The sequence below is a fragment of the Terrihalobacillus insolitus genome (assembly GCF_028416575.1).
GTDB classification, from domain to species: Bacteria; Bacillota; Bacilli; order Bacillales; family Amphibacillaceae; genus Terrihalobacillus; species Terrihalobacillus insolitus.
On record NZ_JAMQKB010000013.1, the window covers coordinates 1 to 16,834 of the forward strand.

The 16,834-nt window shown below is 37.8% G+C and carries 15 protein-coding genes and 2 pseudogenes; 16 read left to right on the plus strand and 1 reads right to left on the minus strand.

Features of this window, described 5'->3' with window-relative positions:
* Positions 1-700 precede the first annotated feature (700 nt).
* The 4 genes and pseudogenes from NC797_RS12375 to mntR form a co-directional block, all read left to right on the plus strand.
* Positions 701-1,267 (plus strand): annotated as a pseudogene (locus NC797_RS12375) (ribonucleotide reductase N-terminal alpha domain-containing protein); the annotation flags it as partial.
* An 834-nt stretch (positions 1,268-2,101) separates the two neighbouring features.
* Positions 2,102-4,042: a group II intron reverse transcriptase/maturase gene (ltrA, locus tag NC797_RS12380; protein ID WP_272437102.1), complete on the plus strand. Its 1,941-nt coding sequence runs from the start codon at positions 2,102-2,104 to the stop codon at positions 4,040-4,042.
* Between the two features lie 101 nt (positions 4,043-4,143).
* Positions 4,144-6,144, plus strand: a pseudogene (locus tag NC797_RS12385) (vitamin B12-dependent ribonucleotide reductase); the annotation flags it as partial.
* A 321-nt stretch (positions 6,145-6,465) separates the two neighbouring features.
* Complete coding sequence (gene mntR, locus NC797_RS12390; RefSeq protein WP_272437104.1) at positions 6,466-6,885, plus strand: transcriptional regulator MntR; 420 nt, start codon at positions 6,466-6,468, stop codon at positions 6,883-6,885.
* A gap of 89 nt (positions 6,886-6,974) precedes the next feature.
* On the opposite strand, the gene NC797_RS12395 is transcribed toward mntR, so the two are convergent.
* Entirely contained in the window at positions 6,975-7,358 is a 384-nt protein-coding gene (locus NC797_RS12395; protein WP_272437105.1) for an SA1362 family protein, read from the minus strand.
* A gap of 567 nt (positions 7,359-7,925) precedes the next feature.
* Between NC797_RS12395 and NC797_RS12400 the strand changes: the two genes are divergently transcribed.
* From NC797_RS12400 to NC797_RS12455, 12 genes are all read left to right on the plus strand, one after another.
* Positions 7,926-8,444, plus strand: a complete 519-nt coding sequence (locus tag NC797_RS12400; protein ID WP_272437106.1) for a YqhR family membrane protein — start codon at positions 7,926-7,928, stop codon at positions 8,442-8,444.
* 102 nt (positions 8,445-8,546) lie between these two features.
* Entirely contained in the window at positions 8,547-8,981 is a 435-nt protein-coding gene (gene aroQ, locus NC797_RS12405) for a type II 3-dehydroquinate dehydratase (RefSeq protein ID WP_272437107.1), read from the plus strand.
* Positions 8,982-9,005: 24 nt separating this feature from the next.
* Positions 9,006-10,067 carry a M24 family metallopeptidase gene (locus NC797_RS12410; RefSeq protein WP_272437108.1) on the plus strand — a complete coding sequence of 354 codons (1,062 nt, stop codon included), beginning with the start codon at positions 9,006-9,008 and terminating at the stop codon, positions 10,065-10,067.
* Positions 10,068-10,099: 32 nt separating this feature from the next.
* Complete coding sequence (gene efp, locus NC797_RS12415; RefSeq protein WP_272437109.1) at positions 10,100-10,657, plus strand: elongation factor P; 558 nt, start codon at positions 10,100-10,102, stop codon at positions 10,655-10,657.
* Between the two features lie 703 nt (positions 10,658-11,360).
* Positions 11,361-12,338: a stage III sporulation protein AA gene (spoIIIAA, locus tag NC797_RS12420; protein WP_272437110.1), complete on the plus strand. Its 978-nt coding sequence runs from the start codon at positions 11,361-11,363 to the stop codon at positions 12,336-12,338.
* Complete coding sequence (gene spoIIIAB, locus NC797_RS12425) at positions 12,283-12,795, plus strand: stage III sporulation protein SpoIIIAB (protein ID WP_272437111.1); 513 nt, start codon at positions 12,283-12,285, stop codon at positions 12,793-12,795. The genes spoIIIAA and spoIIIAB overlap by 56 nt, the downstream gene beginning before the upstream one ends.
* Before the next feature lie 84 nt (positions 12,796-12,879).
* Entirely contained in the window at positions 12,880-13,086 is a 207-nt protein-coding gene (spoIIIAC, locus tag NC797_RS12430) for a stage III sporulation protein AC (RefSeq protein WP_272437112.1), read from the plus strand.
* Between the two features lie 3 nt (positions 13,087-13,089).
* Complete coding sequence (gene spoIIIAD, locus NC797_RS12435; RefSeq protein ID WP_272437113.1) at positions 13,090-13,479, plus strand: stage III sporulation protein AD; 390 nt, start codon at positions 13,090-13,092, stop codon at positions 13,477-13,479.
* 35 nt (positions 13,480-13,514) lie between these two features.
* Positions 13,515-14,687 (plus strand): stage III sporulation protein AE, encoded by a 1,173-nt coding sequence (gene spoIIIAE / locus NC797_RS12440; protein WP_272437114.1) that lies wholly within the window; start codon positions 13,515-13,517, stop codon positions 14,685-14,687.
* Positions 14,688-14,739: 52 nt separating this feature from the next.
* Positions 14,740-15,351 carry a stage III sporulation protein AF gene (spoIIIAF, locus tag NC797_RS12445; protein ID WP_417168714.1) on the plus strand — a complete coding sequence of 204 codons (612 nt, stop codon included), beginning with the start codon at positions 14,740-14,742 and terminating at the stop codon, positions 15,349-15,351.
* Complete coding sequence (gene spoIIIAG / locus NC797_RS12450) at positions 15,348-15,992, plus strand: stage III sporulation protein AG (RefSeq protein ID WP_272437115.1); 645 nt, start codon at positions 15,348-15,350, stop codon at positions 15,990-15,992. Before spoIIIAF ends, spoIIIAG begins: the two co-directional genes overlap by 4 nt.
* A 12-nt stretch (positions 15,993-16,004) precedes the next feature.
* The gene (locus NC797_RS12455) at positions 16,005-16,595 is read left to right on the plus strand and encodes a SpoIIIAH-like family protein (protein ID WP_272437116.1); all 591 of its coding nucleotides are present in this window, start codon (positions 16,005-16,007) and stop codon (positions 16,593-16,595) included.
* Positions 16,596-16,834: the final 239 nt, after the last annotated feature.

A 16,834-nucleotide genomic window follows, 5' to 3' on the forward strand; every position in this document is an offset into this window, starting at 1 on the left:
AAGAAAACAAATCAGCATAATTAACTACAATAATGTTCCATAAATTTTTAAAATGAACAATTTCATTTAAGGGGGGTGCTTTTTTGCGCCAAAATTCAGCATAACCCCCATTTTCGTATAAAAAGTCACCAAATGATAAGCTGCGCATCTCTTCGTTGGCTTGTTTTTCCGGTCCTTGGAAAAGAAACCCGCTTTTCCTTCGTGCGATGTATATTCAGGGAAGCAATCCTTGTGCTCATGTAGGTTATTTCTACACTGCGCTCCTCAAAACTACGCCGCCTCGACCTGCTTGCTTCTAATTCGGCGACTTTTTGAACACGCACTTTTAGGAAATGCCTTACTTCTTTTTATTGGAACATTTGAGTGCGCTTCAAATCCTGCAAAAGACGTCGTGTTTTGTCTAAGTTTAGGATAATTTTTATTAAGTTTTGCAATGTCTGAAATTCTGGTATTTCTACTGATTTCTGCAATGCTTCTTTCTATTTCATTGATTTATTCCTTTTTTCATTCATTTTCATGGTTTGACAAAATGAACTTGAATTGCTCCAAATACAATATATAGTATAAATTTTTATTTTGAACACAATATATATTGTTTTAATTTAGTTGAATGTGGTATGTTAATAGTGGATTAAAAACTAGCATCAGTTGAGTAGTCTAACAGAAATAATATAAAAGTGGAAGAGGAGATGGTAAGTAGATGGCAATACTCACCAAAAACGAACTGGGGATTAATGTCGAAAAATTGAACAAAGACATTCGCTTATTTCCCCAAGTACATGAAATCACCGAAGATATGACGTTGACCCATAAGGGAGTTTCACGACTTGTCATGCTGGATCGGTATGCTTTTAAGGATACTGAAAAAATCACGTTAACAGAAGGTGATTTTGTTGTATTAACTGTAAAAGCTGATCCGAAGTTCCCGGCAAGAGGTCTAGGTTTTGTGAAATCGATCAACTTGGTAGATAAAACAGCAGATATCAAAGTGGATAAAGAGTTTGTTTCCGTACTAGATAACGATGACGAAATTGAATCTGGTGTTGTTACAAGATCTTTAGATGTCATTGACAAGCCATTAGAGGTTTTCTACGAGCAGATTGCAAAAAGAAATGCAACTGGTTTAGCAAAAGTAGAGAATACAGATGAAAAACAGCAGGAGTGGTTTCATCATTTTTACAATGAATTATCAAGCTTAAACTTCATCCCTGCTGGACGTGTGTTATATGGAGCTGGAGCTGATACAGACGTTACTTACTTTAATTGTGTATGCAACGTTGCTTAACCGAAAAAGAGTGGGAAACCACCTACAAGGTTAGCGAGCAAAACTAATTTGCTTAACTTCAAAAACGATCCACGGGTGAAATTCCCGGACCATCTGAATTTCGGCAGATGATGAGTGAATCTGATCCTGCGACATGCTAGTACAAATCCCTGTATCTAGTCTGAAGTTCGCTGAAGACGGCGAAACCTGTTTGACCTTTATAAAGGAGAAACAGAAAGTAGTCGGGATGCCACAAAATGAATATGGTGAGAATGTTCCTAGTATTGGCATATTAAAGGAACTGACGAACCTTCGAATGTACGGCTCGTTAAAGTACTCTTACAGAGATGTAAGAGGGCCCAAAGTGGCTTTCAATCATGGCAGGGTGTATTGCAGTTTGCACCAGCTATATTTATCCCATAGAGGATATTTGCCTAGAGTCCCTCCGAAAACGGACAAAAAGGTGATTGACGGGTTAAAGAAGGCACCTAAATTCATATGGAAGGCTAGTTTTTGAGGAACGTTGGAAGCCAACAAGAGAATGCTAAGGGTGGGAATTTACCTCGATGTCTCTAAACAGGAGGAAATGCCTGTTGAATGTTGGTGGCGGTTAGCCCGTAGTAGTCTTAACCCATAGTAAACGATAAACGTTGAAAGTTCTTAGCCTAGCTGGGCGGAACAAGGGAATAACCTATGGTAATGGCGAAGGGGCATAGTCTACTGTTGGTTTTAGCAAAACTCAATAAGATTATCAGTAACACTAACTTGTTAAGGATGCCGTGGAGCATACCTGATTAAAGCCATACTCACCCAAATAACCATAAGGGGGTGATGCCTATGGTACAAAAACTTAACTATCCGAACACCGAAAATGAATTACGTGGAATACAGGATGAGATGTTCAAAATTTCCAAGGAGGCATTCGACCGAGGCAAAAGACCTAGTTTCAAAGACCTCATTGAAATAGCCAAATCGGAAACAGTCATCATCTCAGCTATTCACAAAGTTAAAGCCAATAAAGGAAGTAAAACTCCAGGCGTAGATGGTAAAGATATCAACGATATCCTTCAAATGGAATATGAAGAGGTAATAACACTTTTCCAAAACCATCTAGATTGGTACAAACCTAAACCAGTTCGACGCAAAATGATTGACAAACCCGGTAAAAAGGAAAAACGCCCATTAGGGATACCCACAATCGAAGACAGAATAGTGCAGGAATGCGTAAGAATAACAATCGAGCCAATCCTAGAGGCACAATTCTTCCACCACTCGTATGGTTTTAGACCAATGAGGGGAGCTAGCCAAGCACTATACAGAATTAGCGATTTAGCCCACACTACGGGCTACAAATGGGTCATTGAAGGAGATATCAGCAAATTCTTTGATAAAATAAACCACACCGTACTTCTGAAAAGACTGTATGGAATGGGTATAAAAGATCGAAGAATGCTAATGGTCATAAAGAGTATGCTTAAGGCGGGTGTATTTAAGGAAATCCGCTACAACGAGTTGGGAACACCCCAAGGTGGCATAATCTCTCCTCTCCTTGCAAACGTCTATTTGGACGCATTCGACCAATGGATGAGTAGCAATTGGGAAGGAAAGGAAACCAGACACACATACTCAAGACAAGATGTTAAAATCAATGCCCTAAAGAAAAGGTCAAACCTTAAACCGGCTTACCTAATCAGATATGCAGACGACTGGGTTGTACTAACCAATAGCCAGAATAATGCCTTAAAATGGAAACATAAAATCGGCGTGTTTCTCAAAGATGAACTCAAACTTGAGCTGTCGGAAGAGAAAACAAAGATTACAAACATCCAAAAAAGGCACATCACATTCCTTGGCTTTAACTACAAACGTGTACCAGGGAAATCTAAACAAGGAAAAGGCTTTGTATCCAAAAGCACTCCAAACAGAGAAAAATTTGCCAAGAAAATTGGACAAATTAAAAAAGATTTATATATGGTCCGCATGAGAGATACTCATGATAAGAAAATTAACGACCTAATAAAAATCAACTCTAAAATAAGGGGAATATTGAATTATTTTCAATACGCTTCAGATATAAGCATCCTTACACAGAAATATTCCAGGGTATTAAGCTATGCAGCTTGGAACTCAATAGCACCTATCGGTGCCACATGGAAGAAAGCTAAATCAGTGGATAACCTTCTAGGAGTACACTCCAAATATGACACCAAACTTCCAGCAATTCCTATCAAACCTTTATCAAAGGAAGACAGGAAGAAGCTAAAGAAGAAAAAGTCAAAGGGTGAGGAGGAACAGCTTTTCTTAGGGGTAACGAATCTATCGTTCGTAACCTTTAAAAAAGGAAAAGCCAAGTCTCCAAATGAAACTCCATTCACGGCAAAGGGTAGAGAAATCTACGAAAGCCGGACGAAGAAGAAACCACCGAAAGCGAGAGCAGACGAGCTAAGAAGCTTAGGGTTAGCTCACGCAATAGCCTACGCCAAACGGGAACCAAGGAAACAAAAATACTCCTTTGAGTACATAATGAACAGATGTTATGCGTTCATTAGGGACAAAGGGAAATGTAGAATATGCAATGAGTATCTAGAGGCTAATCGCACTCATACACATCATGTTAACCCAAAGCTTCCTCTTGATCTCATAAATAAAGTCAACAATTTAGCGAGTATGCATATTAAATGCCATAGCTTATTACACAACGGAGACATTTCCAAACTGGACACGAAGAAACGTAAAAAAATCGAAAAGTTCAGAGAAAAGTTAGAAACAAGTTACTGATATAACAGTAGATGGGGCGCCGTGTGCGGTGAAAGTCGCACGCACGGTGTTAGGCGGGGGAAAATAAGTAATCTTAACAGGTCAAGCTGAAGATGAACATTACCTATCGCTACTATGTAATGCCATACATCAAAGACTCTAGAGAAGGAATATCTGATCATCGTAAACAGGTGATGGAGATTATGAGTCGAGGTGGTGGAGTTGGTACAAACGGTTCCACTCTTCGTCCAAGAAATACACTTGCAAGAGGGGTGAATGGAAAATCATCTGGTTCTGTATCATGGCTAGATGATATTGCAAAACTAACCCATCTCGTTGAACAAGGTGGCTCCCGTCGTGGAGCACAGATGATTATGTTAGCAGACTGGCATCCAGATATTATTGAATTCATTATTTCAAAAATGCAAAATCCTCGGATCTTACGTTTCTTAATTGAAAACTCAGAGGATGAGCAAATCAAACGACTAGCTAAAGAAAAGCTGAAATTCACACCTCTTACAGAAACGGAAAGAGATTTGTACCAAGGTATTGTGAATTATAAAAATATGCCAGGTCAAGGTGGGTTTACAGATAATGCGATAAAAGAAGCCGAAGAAAAGCTACAAACTGGTGGAACCTATGCTGTTCATAATTCAGAATTCTTAACTGGAGCAAATATTTCAATTTGTTTAACAAAAGAATTTATGGATGCAGTTGAAGATGATGGAGAGTACAAGTTGCGCTTCCCAAATGTTGAAAATTATACAGAACAGGAAATGCAAGAGTACAATGAAACGTGGCATGAGGTAGGAGATGTCCGTAAGTGGGAAGAAATGGGTTATGGTGTTCGGGTGTATCGCCGTCTTAAAGCGAAAGAGCTTTGGAACCTAATCAACATTTGTGCTACCTACTCAGCGGAACCTGGAATTTTCTTTATTGATAATGCAAATGACATGACGAATGCAAAAGCATATGGTCAACAAGTAGTTGCAACAAATCCGTGTGGTGAACAACCTCTTGCACCATTTTCTGTCTGTAATTTAGCTGCTGTTAACTTGGCATCTGTTGCGGACAAACAAAATAAGCAAGTCAACTTTGAAAAACTTAAGAATACCGTTGAAATTGGGGTTCGTATGCAGGATAATGTTATTGATGCTACTCCATATTTCTTAGAAGAAAATAAAAAACAAGCACTTGGTGAACGCCGCGTCGGATTAGGTGTAATGGGATTACACGATTTGTTGATCTACTGTGAAACAGAATATGGCTCAACAGAAGGAAATGAACTCGTAGACAAAATCTTTGAAACAATTGCAACAACTGCGTATCGTACTTCAGTAGAACTAGCGAAAGAAAAGGGAAGCTTTCCATTCCTTGTAGGCGAAACTGAACAAGAAACGAAGGCATTGCGTCAACGTTTTATTCATACAGGGTACGTAAAAAAACTTCCAGAAGATATACGGGAAAGCATTTTGAAATACGGAATTAGAAATTCACATCTATTAACTGTCGCTCCAACTGGAAGCACAGGGACAATGGTTGGCGTGAGCACGGGATTAGAACCGTATTTTTCCTTTTCTTATTATAGAAGCGGAAGATTAGGCAAGTTCATCGAAGTAAAGGCAGCGATTGTTCAAGAATACTTAGACAGTCATCCAGATCAAGATTCAGAAAAACTGCCAGAATGGTTTGTTACTGCAATGGAACTATCACCTGAAGCCCATGCAGATACACAATGTGTGATTCAAAAATGGGTAGATAGCTCGATTTCAAAAACGGTCAATGCACCTAGAGGATATGCAGTAGAACAAGTAGAGAATGTGTATCGTCGTCTTTATAAAGGTGGAGCAAAAGGTGGTACCGTTTATGTTGATGGTAGTCGTGATACCCAAGTCCTAACGTTAAAGGCAGAAGATAACAGCTTTGACGAAACAGAACAACAAACAACCAACAAACCACACGTTGTATTAATGGACACAGTACATGAATTGGAGAAAACCAATGTTACGATAGGCTCAGAAGTAGGCGATACTTGTCCAGTTTGCCGAAAAGGAACGGTAGAAGATGTTGGTGGATGTAATACGTGTACAAATTGTAATGCACAATTAAAATGTGGGCTATAATTGTAAAGCAGGGGCTACGATTCTTAGTAGCCCCTTTTAGAGGTTGTTTAAAAAGTCACCAAATGATAAGCGGCGCATCTCTTCGTTGGCTTGTTTTTCCGTTACTCACGTATTAAAAGCATACGTTCCGTTACTCAAAACTACGCCGCCTCGACCTGCTTGCTTCTAATTTGCTGACTTTTTGAACACGCACTTATAATGGTGACTTGCCAAATTGATTTATCTTTCTGAAGACTATAGATGCTCTTGTTTCGGTTATGAAACTGGTGTATCATTTTAATAGCTAGTCATAATAGAAATCGGGAGAAATGGAGGATCGTAATGACCACACCAAGCATGGAAGATTATATCGAACAAATCTATTTATTAATAGAAACAAAAGGATACGCTAGGGTTTCAGATATTGCTGAATCGTTAAACGTGCATCCTTCCTCCGTTACGAAAATGGTTCAAAAATTAGATAAAGATGCCTATTTAAAGTATGAAAAATATAGAGGACTAATACTGACGTCAAAAGGACATAAGATAGGAAAGCGCCTCGTTTATCGACACGATTTATTGGAGCAGTTTTTAGAAATTATAGGAGTGGAACAGGAAAAAATATACGAGGATGTTGAAGGAATAGAGCATCATCTAAGTTGGAACTCCATTGACCGTATAGGGGATCTCGTGCAATTCTTTGAAGAGGATAAAACAAGGATTCAAGGTCTTCGGAAAGTGCAACAAAATAACGAAGAATAAAAAATGAACAAGATCCAATTCATATAGTGGGTAGTCATATCATTCTGCTTAGAAACATATGAGAGTCTAAATAGAAAAAAATCGAGCCATTAAAAAGTAGCTCGATTTTTTCGTTTCTGCTTGTTTCCTTCTATAACCTTTAAATGGGTAGGTCTTGTTTTAGATAACCTGCTTTTTTGTGTTAACGGAGCTTTCTTTTTTATTGTATGGGATAACGTTTTTTTCGACGGAACATCATTCTTATATTTCTTTTTTGTTTGCCGAACCGCTTTTTTGTATTTCCTCATTTCATTTGAGGTTCGCTTTCTTAGAAAAAAGAAATAAACCAACCCGTACATTGCAGCCCCGATTGCAGCCATCATTACTAAACTGGATAGAAGAGATGTTGTGTTTGTCGCTAGCTGTGTGACAAATCCAAAAATCGCGAGGCCAATAAGCAAATAAACAAATAGAGACAGCTTATGGCGAATCATTAAATTAAATCCTCCCTTCACTATGTCATCGACTTACACTGCCTTACTATTCTGTATACCACAATTTGCATCATTTTCATCCTATTCTAGAACATTTTAACGAATGGATTGCTACATATACTTGGTTGTTTTAGATTGCTTGGATTCATTAGCAGATGCTAGAGTCTGGATTTAAAAGTGAGAATTAGCAATAGTGTAAGTGAAACAATATACAAGTAACCGAGAATAGTAAAAGTTTAAAAGCCGTCGAACTTGCTAGAATAATGACAACAACCCCAAAAACGCAGCATTAAACTTCTATCTACATTAAATTCTTTCCTTTTTAGAGAAAAATATTCAACACGATCATCTTTTCTTATTTCTAATTTTTAAAAGTAAATACATAACACTTTCTACAATAACTTGCTTACCGTGTTAGGGCATTTTCAAACATTTTAGTCGGCCACTTTTCATGTTGTTATCATCTATTTTACTACAAAATAAGTCCTTTTTCATTACTGTTTTGATCATAGTAAGACGGATGAATGGAACGAATTTGGGTCATCCTAATGGGTGGAGGTGTCGTTTATGGAGAAAGAAAAATTAGAACAAAATCAGAATCAAAATGAAAAGCCGATGTCTGCCTTTGTTAAAGCAATCGTGACAGGAGTAATAGGGGGGCTTTTGTGGAGTTTTTTAGGTGCGGTTACCCATTATTTTAATTTTAGTTCCGTATCTCCTGCAACTTTTTTAATCCGATCATGGCTTCAAACAAAATGGTCTGACGGTTGGCTAGGGGAACTGTTAGCCATCATAGCGCTTGGTCTTATCTCCATTTTAATAGCCATACTCTATTATGCTTTGCTAAGAAAGATGAAAGGAATATGGCCTTCCATTGTATTCGGAGTTGTCCTGTGGTTTTTAGTATTCTACTTATTACAACCAATTTTTCCAAATATAAAGTCAATGACGAAACTTACTAGTGACACAGTGGTGACAACTGTCTGCCTTTTTATCCTATATGGAACCTTTATCGGATATTCCATTTCCTATGAGTATTATGATTCCATTAAGCAAAACGAACCGAAATCGAAAGCAGAAACGTAATATAGAAAGCACGACATGTTCAACTTACAAAGACCATCTAATTGTGATAAACTTAGATGGTCAAACGTTATTTTCGATATTGTATAGGAGTGAGGGGAGTATATGAAGCGTCTGCTGCTTTTAAATGGACCGAATTTGAATTTACTTGGCAACCGCGAGCCACAAGTGTATGGGAGTGCTACACTAGAGTCGATTGTGCAAGACGTTACAAACTTTGCTAAAACTTTCGATTACGTCGTGGAAGACTATCAATCAAATCATGAAGGTGAATTAATTGATTTGATTCAACAAGCAGAGGGGAAATATAGAGGCATTATTTTTAATCCTGGAGCATACACACACACTAGTATTGCTCTTAGGGATGCGATCAGTTCCATTTCTGTTCCGGTTATTGAAGTACATTTATCTAATGTACATAGAAGAGAATCTTTTCGACATACTTCTATGCTAGCACCTGTTTGTAAAGGCCAAATCGTTGGTTTAGGTTCTATTGGTTACCGTCTAGCAGCGACAGTGTTTATGGAAGAAAATGCATAAGTAATAAAGACAAGGAGGATAAAAGTGGGGAAATTAGATGATTTACGTCAATCGTTACAAAATGAAAATGTAGATGCCATATTGATTACGAATGGAAAGAACAGAAGGTATCTAACAGGCTTTACAGGTACTTCTGGTGTTGTTTTAGTTACCCATGAGCAGGCATTGTTTATTACCGACTTCAGATACATAGAACAAGCAAACGAGCAAATTGAAGGTTTTGACATCATTGAGCATAAACAATCGATTGTAAAAGAGGTAGCAGAGCAATTAAGTAACCGCAACATATCAAAAGTAGGCTTTGAAAAAGACGACCTTACCTATGCGATATTTGAACAGTATAAAGAAGCGGTGAATGGTGCGTTTATCCCTGTTAGTGGGATTGTGGAAAGGCTACGATTAATAAAATCTGACGATGAGCTCCAAATTTTAAAGGATGCTGCTCAGATCGCCGATAAAGCATTCAAACATATTTTGACGTTCATCAAACCTGGTGTAAAAGAAATAGATGTTTCTAATGAACTAGAATTTTTTATGCGTAAGGAAGGAGCAACATCCTCTAGCTTTGATATAATTGTTGCATCTGGAGTGCGATCTGCTTTACCACATGGTGTTGCGTCCACCAAAGTGATCGAAGCAGGGGAACTTGTAACATTGGATTTTGGTGCACTCTATAAAGGGTATTGTTCCGATATTACGAGAACTGTAGCAGTTGGGGAAATTAGTAAGGAATTAAAAACAATCTATGACACTGTTTTAGAAGCTCAGAAACGAGGCATGGATGGTATAAAAGCAGGTATAACTGGAGCAGACGCGGATGCGCTGACAAGAGATTATATTAAGGAAAAAGGCTATGGTGATTTTTTTGGACATTCAACTGGGCATGGAATTGGTTTGGATGTTCATGAGGGGCCTGGTTTATCTTTTCGAACAAATAAACCGCTTGAGCCAGGGATGGTTGTTACCGTTGAACCAGGTATATATGTTCCAAATGTTGGAGGTTGTCGAATTGAAGACGACACGATCGTCACAAAGGATGGAAATGAGAGAATAACCCATTCACCAAAAGAACTAATAACACTGTAAACAATGGGTGTTTAGGAGGAGGAAAAACAGAAATGATATCTGTAAATGATTTTCGTACAGGATTAACGATAGAGGTAGATAATAGTATTTGGCAAGTTATTGATTTTCAACATGTAAAACCTGGCAAAGGAGCAGCATTTGTACGCTCCAAGCTGCGTAACTTAAGAAATGGTAATATTCAGGAGAAAACATTTCGTGGAGGAGAAAAAGTAAGTAGAGCGCATATTGAGAATAGAAAAATGCAATACCTTTATTCCTCTGGTAACATGCATACCTTTATGGATAATAACTCTTATGAACAAATAGAATTACCTACAACTCAAATCGAACATGAATTAAATTTCTTGAAGGAAAATATGGAAATCAGCATGATGGTCTATCAAGGGGAAACAATTGGTATAGATCTACCAAATAATGTTGAGTTAACCGTTACAGAGACAGAACCAGGAATAAAAGGAGACACCGCAAGTGGTGGAACCAAACCAGCAACGTTAGAAACAGGACTTACTGTTCAGGTTCCTTTTTTCATTAACGAAGGAGACGTTTTATTGATCAGCACCAATGATGGAAAATATGTATCCCGAGCATAAATAGATGACCAAAAAATCCGTTATTACATTGTAATAACGGATTTTTTGTATTTTGTGGAAAATTGTTGGTGAGTGATAAATGTATATACTAGTTAACTAGCCTGCCTGCTTCGTTGTGCAAGATGTACATAGTACTACAAGATATGGCATTTATCGGTTAGCTCCCTCTCCCTAGATCCCTCAAATCAGTAATCAGTCATCGACAAGTCCGACCGCACTTTTGTTCATTTAAGTGGTTCATAGAGCCGATGAAGGACAAAACCCACGCATTTGAGCAAGGAAAAGTGGTTCATAGAGCCGATGAAGGACAAAACCCACGCATTTGAGCAAGGAAAAGTGGTTCATAGAGCCGATGAAGGACAAAACCTACGCATTTGAGCAAGGAAAAGTGGTTCATAGAGCCGATGAAGGACAAAACCCACGCATTTGAGTAAAGAAAAGTGGTCCATCTTTAAATGGCTTTAGTGTTTTAGATCCCCCGGTGTTTCAGCTTACTGAAACGAGTTCACTTTTCCGCTCGTTATCTAATAGGTAAGCTGTATTTGTCTACCCACTCTATCAACTAAATGAAATTGTGATTGTCATAAACCTATTCGTACAGCATACATTTATCAGTAAGTATCACTAAAAAAGGATGTCCAGAAAAAGAGGACGAACTGAAAGAGGAAGTTCAAACTAAGAGGTATGGAAAGAGGTTTATATGATGAATGCTATTACACGTCTTTTCCCCCCACATATAAAGTCAGAAATAATAATCTTTTTAGCTGATCGTTGGACAACCCTTCAAGAAATTAGGTTTCGAATCAATCAGCCAATTGAATTGGTTTTTGATGATCATGAAGACTGGATCGAAAATGTAGTTCCGACAGATGAAGATGGGATGTATGTGTTAAATCAACTTAGTCAGTTTTCTCTCTATCGAATGGAGGACGAGCTACGCGAAGGGTTTATCACAATCGAGGGGGGACATAGGGTCGGATTAGCTGGTAAGGTCAACACGACGAACGGAGTGGTCAAAGCGATCAAAGATATTTCTTCTTACAATATCCGAATTGCGAAGGAGAAAGTTGGAGTTGCAGCACCTTTTATTTCCTATCTTTATGATCATTCATATGTTAGTACATTGATTATCGGTCCCCCGCAAACTGGTAAAACAACGTTTCTAAGAGATCTTGTGAGAATCGCATCCAGTGGTTGGGGAAAGGTTACGCCCAAAAAAGTTGCTGTTATAGATGAACGTTCTGAAATTGCTGGAAGTGTAAAGGGAGTGCCACAACATCAGCTCGGCAAGCGTACAGACATTATGGACGCTTGCCCAAAAGCAGAAGGAATGATGATGATGATTCGCTCCATGTCTCCAGAAGTGCTCGTAGTAGACGAAATAGGTAGTGAAAAAGATGTACAGGCCCTTATGGAGGCCATTCATGCTGGTGTAAAAGTTATTTGCACTGTGCATGGTGACTCATTAACAGATATAAAGAAAAGACCATCACTAGCCCCATTATTTCATGAAGAAGCATTTCAACGGTTCGTAATTCTTAATAGAGTGAACCAGCCTGGAAAAATAGAGTCCATTTTAAATGAGTCGGGACATAATATCTTGATGAAACCGAGGTGCACAAACAATGAAATGGATCGGAGCACTTCTCCTGCTAAGCGCTACTACTTGGGTGGGGTTTGAATTTGCAAAAAAGCTCAATGATCGCCCAAAACAAATTAGACAATTAAAAAATGCGTTACAAATATTAGAAGCGGAAATTCTGTACAGTCAATCTCCAATAGTAGAGGCATGTATTGCTATTGGAAAGCAACTGCCTGAGCCAATCTGCTGGTTTTTTCAATCGGTTAGTAAAGATTTATCTAAAGGTCAATCAAATTTGTTTGAAGTCTGGAAAAAAAATATCCAACGTTTTTGGGCAATAACCGCAATGGAAAAAAATGAAAAAGAAATTATGCTTCAATTTGGACGTACGTTAGGGCAACATGATTTCACACAACAGCAAAAACATATCCAGCTTGCCCTAACCCACCTAGAAAGAGAGCTTCAAGAGGCACAAGATCATCAATATCGATATGGCAAGATGGTGAAAAGCTTAGGATTTCTGACTGGATTACTCATCATTTTGCTTTTGATTTAATTACAGACAAAGGGAGGGTGCATTGCAATGATCCTTATGTGCAGGTCGCCAGGCAACCTCTTTTATGGAAAGGAGTAAAGTTGAATGCTAAATGATGCATCGATTTTATTTCAAATTGCAGGAATAGGCATTATCGTTGCTATGATTCATACAATCTTGAAGCAAATGGGAAAAGAAGAGATTGCACAATTTGCGACACTAATAGGATTTATTATTGTTTTAGCTATGGTAATTGATGGTATAGCCGATTTATTTCAACAAATAAAATCTGTCTTTTTATATCAGGGGTAGGTTATGGAAATTATACAAATCGTCGCATTTGGGATTGTCGCAAGTTTACTATACATTCTTATAAAAGAACAACATGCACCACTTGCTTTTTTTCTCATTTTACTAGCAGGGATATTTATTTTTATCGTTGTCATTCAACAAATAGCCGAAGTGATTAAGTTGGTTGAATACCTTGGTCAAAAGGCAAATGTAAACGGAATGTACATCGAGACCATTTTAAAAATTATCGGAATCGCTTATGTTGCTGAATTTGGGGCTCATATTACAAGGGATGCCGGGTTAAGCTCTGTAGCTGCTAAAATCGAGTTAGCAGGTAAGGTGTTTATTTTAGTATTGGCAGTACCGATCTTAACCGCTGTAATTGAGACAATTGTTGGATTTATTCCTACGTAACAGGGTGAAAGGTCACGTAATAGGGGAGGAAGCAAATGTTCAAATATGCGCCAATTATTGTAGTTTTGTTCGTTGGTTTATCTTTTTTCCCCAAACAAGCTCTGGCAGCACCTGATAATAATCAAACAGTAGATTTACAAACATTCGATGCTCTTTCGTTTGACGAAATTAATCGTTACTGGAATAAGGTTGTCGATGAATATGGTGGATATCTACCTGAGATAAAAAAAAGCAATTTCTTAGAATTTATTAAAGGAGAAGGAACAGTATCCGTGAAGGACTGGATTACTGGGATGTTAACGTATCTCTTTTATGAAATCGTAATGAATGGAAAATTGTTAGGTAGCCTTATTCTGCTCACGATTTTCAGTGTCCTATTGCAAACGATACAAAATGCCTTTGAAAACCATGCAGTGAGCAAGGTGGCATATGCCATTGTATATTTAGTACTTATTGTGCTTGCTTTAAATAGCTTTTACTTAGCTGTTTCCTATGCAAAAGAGGCAATTGATATGATGGGTAGCTTTATGCTTGCCTTGTTGCCATTGATGCTAGGGTTAATGGCTTCGTTTGGAAATGTAGTGGCAGTGTCTTTTTTTCATCCAATAGTTGTATTCTTGATTAATGCGAGTGGTGTGTTAATTTCGAATATCGTTCTTCCACTATTTTTTTTGTCAGCACTTCTCTGCATTGTAAGTACGTTAAACGAAAAATACAATGTGACCCAGTTAGCAAACCTTCTCAGAAATAGTGGACTCGCTCTTTTAGGTGTATTCCTCACCATTTTCCTTGGGGTCATTTCTGTACAAGGTGCAGCAAGTGCCATCCAGGATGGTGTTGCAATGAAAACGGCTAAATTTGTTACGGGTAACTTCATTCCAGTCGTTGGCAGGATGTTTACGGATGCAGCAGATACGGTGTTAAGTGCTTCTCTCATTTTAAAAAACGCAATTGGTATTGTCGGGGTCATTATTGTTTTGGGACTAGCCCTATTTCCTGCTGTCAAAGTGTTTGCTATTGCTGTTATTTATAAGTTTGCAGCCGCATTATTACAGCCTATTGGTGATGGCCCAGTCATTAAAAGTATGGATACGATCAGCAAACACATCCTTTTTGTCTTTGCGGCCTTACTTGTTGTTACTGTCATGTTTTTCCTTGCCATTGTTATTATTGTCGCTTCTAGTAACGTAACGATGATGCTTCGATGATTGGACAAAAATAGGAAAGGAGGGGCCAGCTATCGAACTCGTAATTCAATGGGTGACCCAAATTATCTTATTTATTTTGTTAGCAACAATAATTGATCTGCTTCTGCCAAATTCAACAATGAAGAATTACATTAAAGTAGTAGTTGGTCTTCTTCTTATACTCATTTTTTTAAAGCCTGTATTCTATTTATTTCAAGCGGATGTTGATCAAACCATAAATCGCGCCATTGCAAGCTTTAATACATCTAATGAAGAAAAAAACATAGAAAATTCCATCGAATTAAAGAAAAAAGAAATACAAGCCTCTAAGCGTGCATATATTTTAGAACAGATGGCTGTCCAAATGGAAGATATCGTGAAAGAGGGGTTGAGGGATAATTATGGTGTTGCCATTGTTGACATGTCATTTCAGTTAAATGATGAGCGAGAGGTGAATTATGATTCTCTTGAGAAAGTATCTGTAATCCTTAAAAAGGAAGATGTACAGGAAATAGAAACTGGGAACGTTGATGAAGTGGTAATTCGTGTTGGTGACGAGGAAGAGGATGAAAAGAAGGAAACAGAAGACACTTCTAACACTAGTCGCATTCGTTCTTATTTAAAAGAAGAATGGCAGCTTCAAAAAAAAGATGTAACGATTGAATGGGAGGGAGGGGTACAGTGAAAAATCCACTAAAAAATTGGCTGTCTAGCATCCACTTTAAACAAGACGATACGAATAAATCGAATAAGGTAGGCTACATTTTGATTATTGCCTTAACTGGAGTGCTACTCTTAATCGTGAGTAATATCTTCCAACCATCTAAAGAGGAAGCGGCACCTCCTTTGCCTTCAGAAAACGAAAGTAAAGATATTCAAGGAGAAAAAGAAACGATCCTACAAAAAGATGATAACAAAAGTGAATTTGTAAAAAGCATTGAGAGTCAGTATGAAAAAGATCTAGAAACGCTTCTAAATAAGATTCAGGGAATATCAGATGCTGATGTAATGGTCAATCTCGATTCAACCAAACAAAAAATTTATGAAAAAAACCTCATTCTTGGCCAACAATCAACAGAAGAAACCGATAAAAATGGTGGAGAACGTATTGTGGAAGACGTAACAAAAGAACAACAAGTTGTATTAGTGAGACAAGGGGATAAAGAGGTTCCACTGTTGGTTCAAACAAAAAAGCCCGAAGTTAGGGGGGTACTTGTTGTAGCCAAGGGTGTAGAAAATATACAAATAAAAAAATGGGTCATCGATGCTGTGTCAAGAGTTCTAGATGTGCCTACAAATCAAATATCGGTAATGCCGAAAAATTAAGGAGGAAAAAATATGTTAAAAAAACAAACGGTTTGGTTACTTACAATGTTAAGTCTTATGATTGTCCTAAGTGTTTATTACATGACTTCTCCAGGAAGTGATCAGCTATCAATGATTGGCTATTCAGAAACAGACGTAGATGAAACGACCTCGGACATGGAGGATGGGAACATCGATCCAGTAGAAGCAGGTGAAGCGGATGAAGTAAGCGAAGCAGCTGACGGAAGTGTAATCTCTCAAATTTCATCAGATCAATTGTTTGACTCGATTCGATTGCAAATCCAGGATGAGAGAAGTGCGATTAAAACACAATTAGAAGAAGTTGTTGCTTCTAGCAGTACTACGTCAGAAGAGAAAAATCAAGCAAGATCCGAAATGAAGCAACTAGAAAAAGTTTCAACGAAAGAGTCCATTTTAGAGGAAAGCATTTTAGCTGAAGCAAATTACCAAGATGTGCTGGTGCGTAAAGACGATGACGTTGTCCATGTAACAGTGCGAGCAGATGAAGAACTTTCTAAGACAGAAGCGAATAACATTATGAGATCGGTTATGGATGAATTTGGACAAATATCGGTCGATGTAAAGTATCAACCAATTAGTTAATGCATCGTATACGTTTCCATTTTAATGAAGTCATACGCAATTCAACATAAATTATTTAAAGGGCAAAACTTTTGTTGTACAAAGGTTTTGTCTTTTTGCGATGATTTTGTAGGTTACTATTCAATTCTTTTAAATTTTGTTATCCTTACATAGATGATTGTTGATGTAGGATATGTATTTGTCGTAGAATGTTAATAGGAGTTATTAGTACCTGTTGTTAAAATTGAAAAGATTAAGGG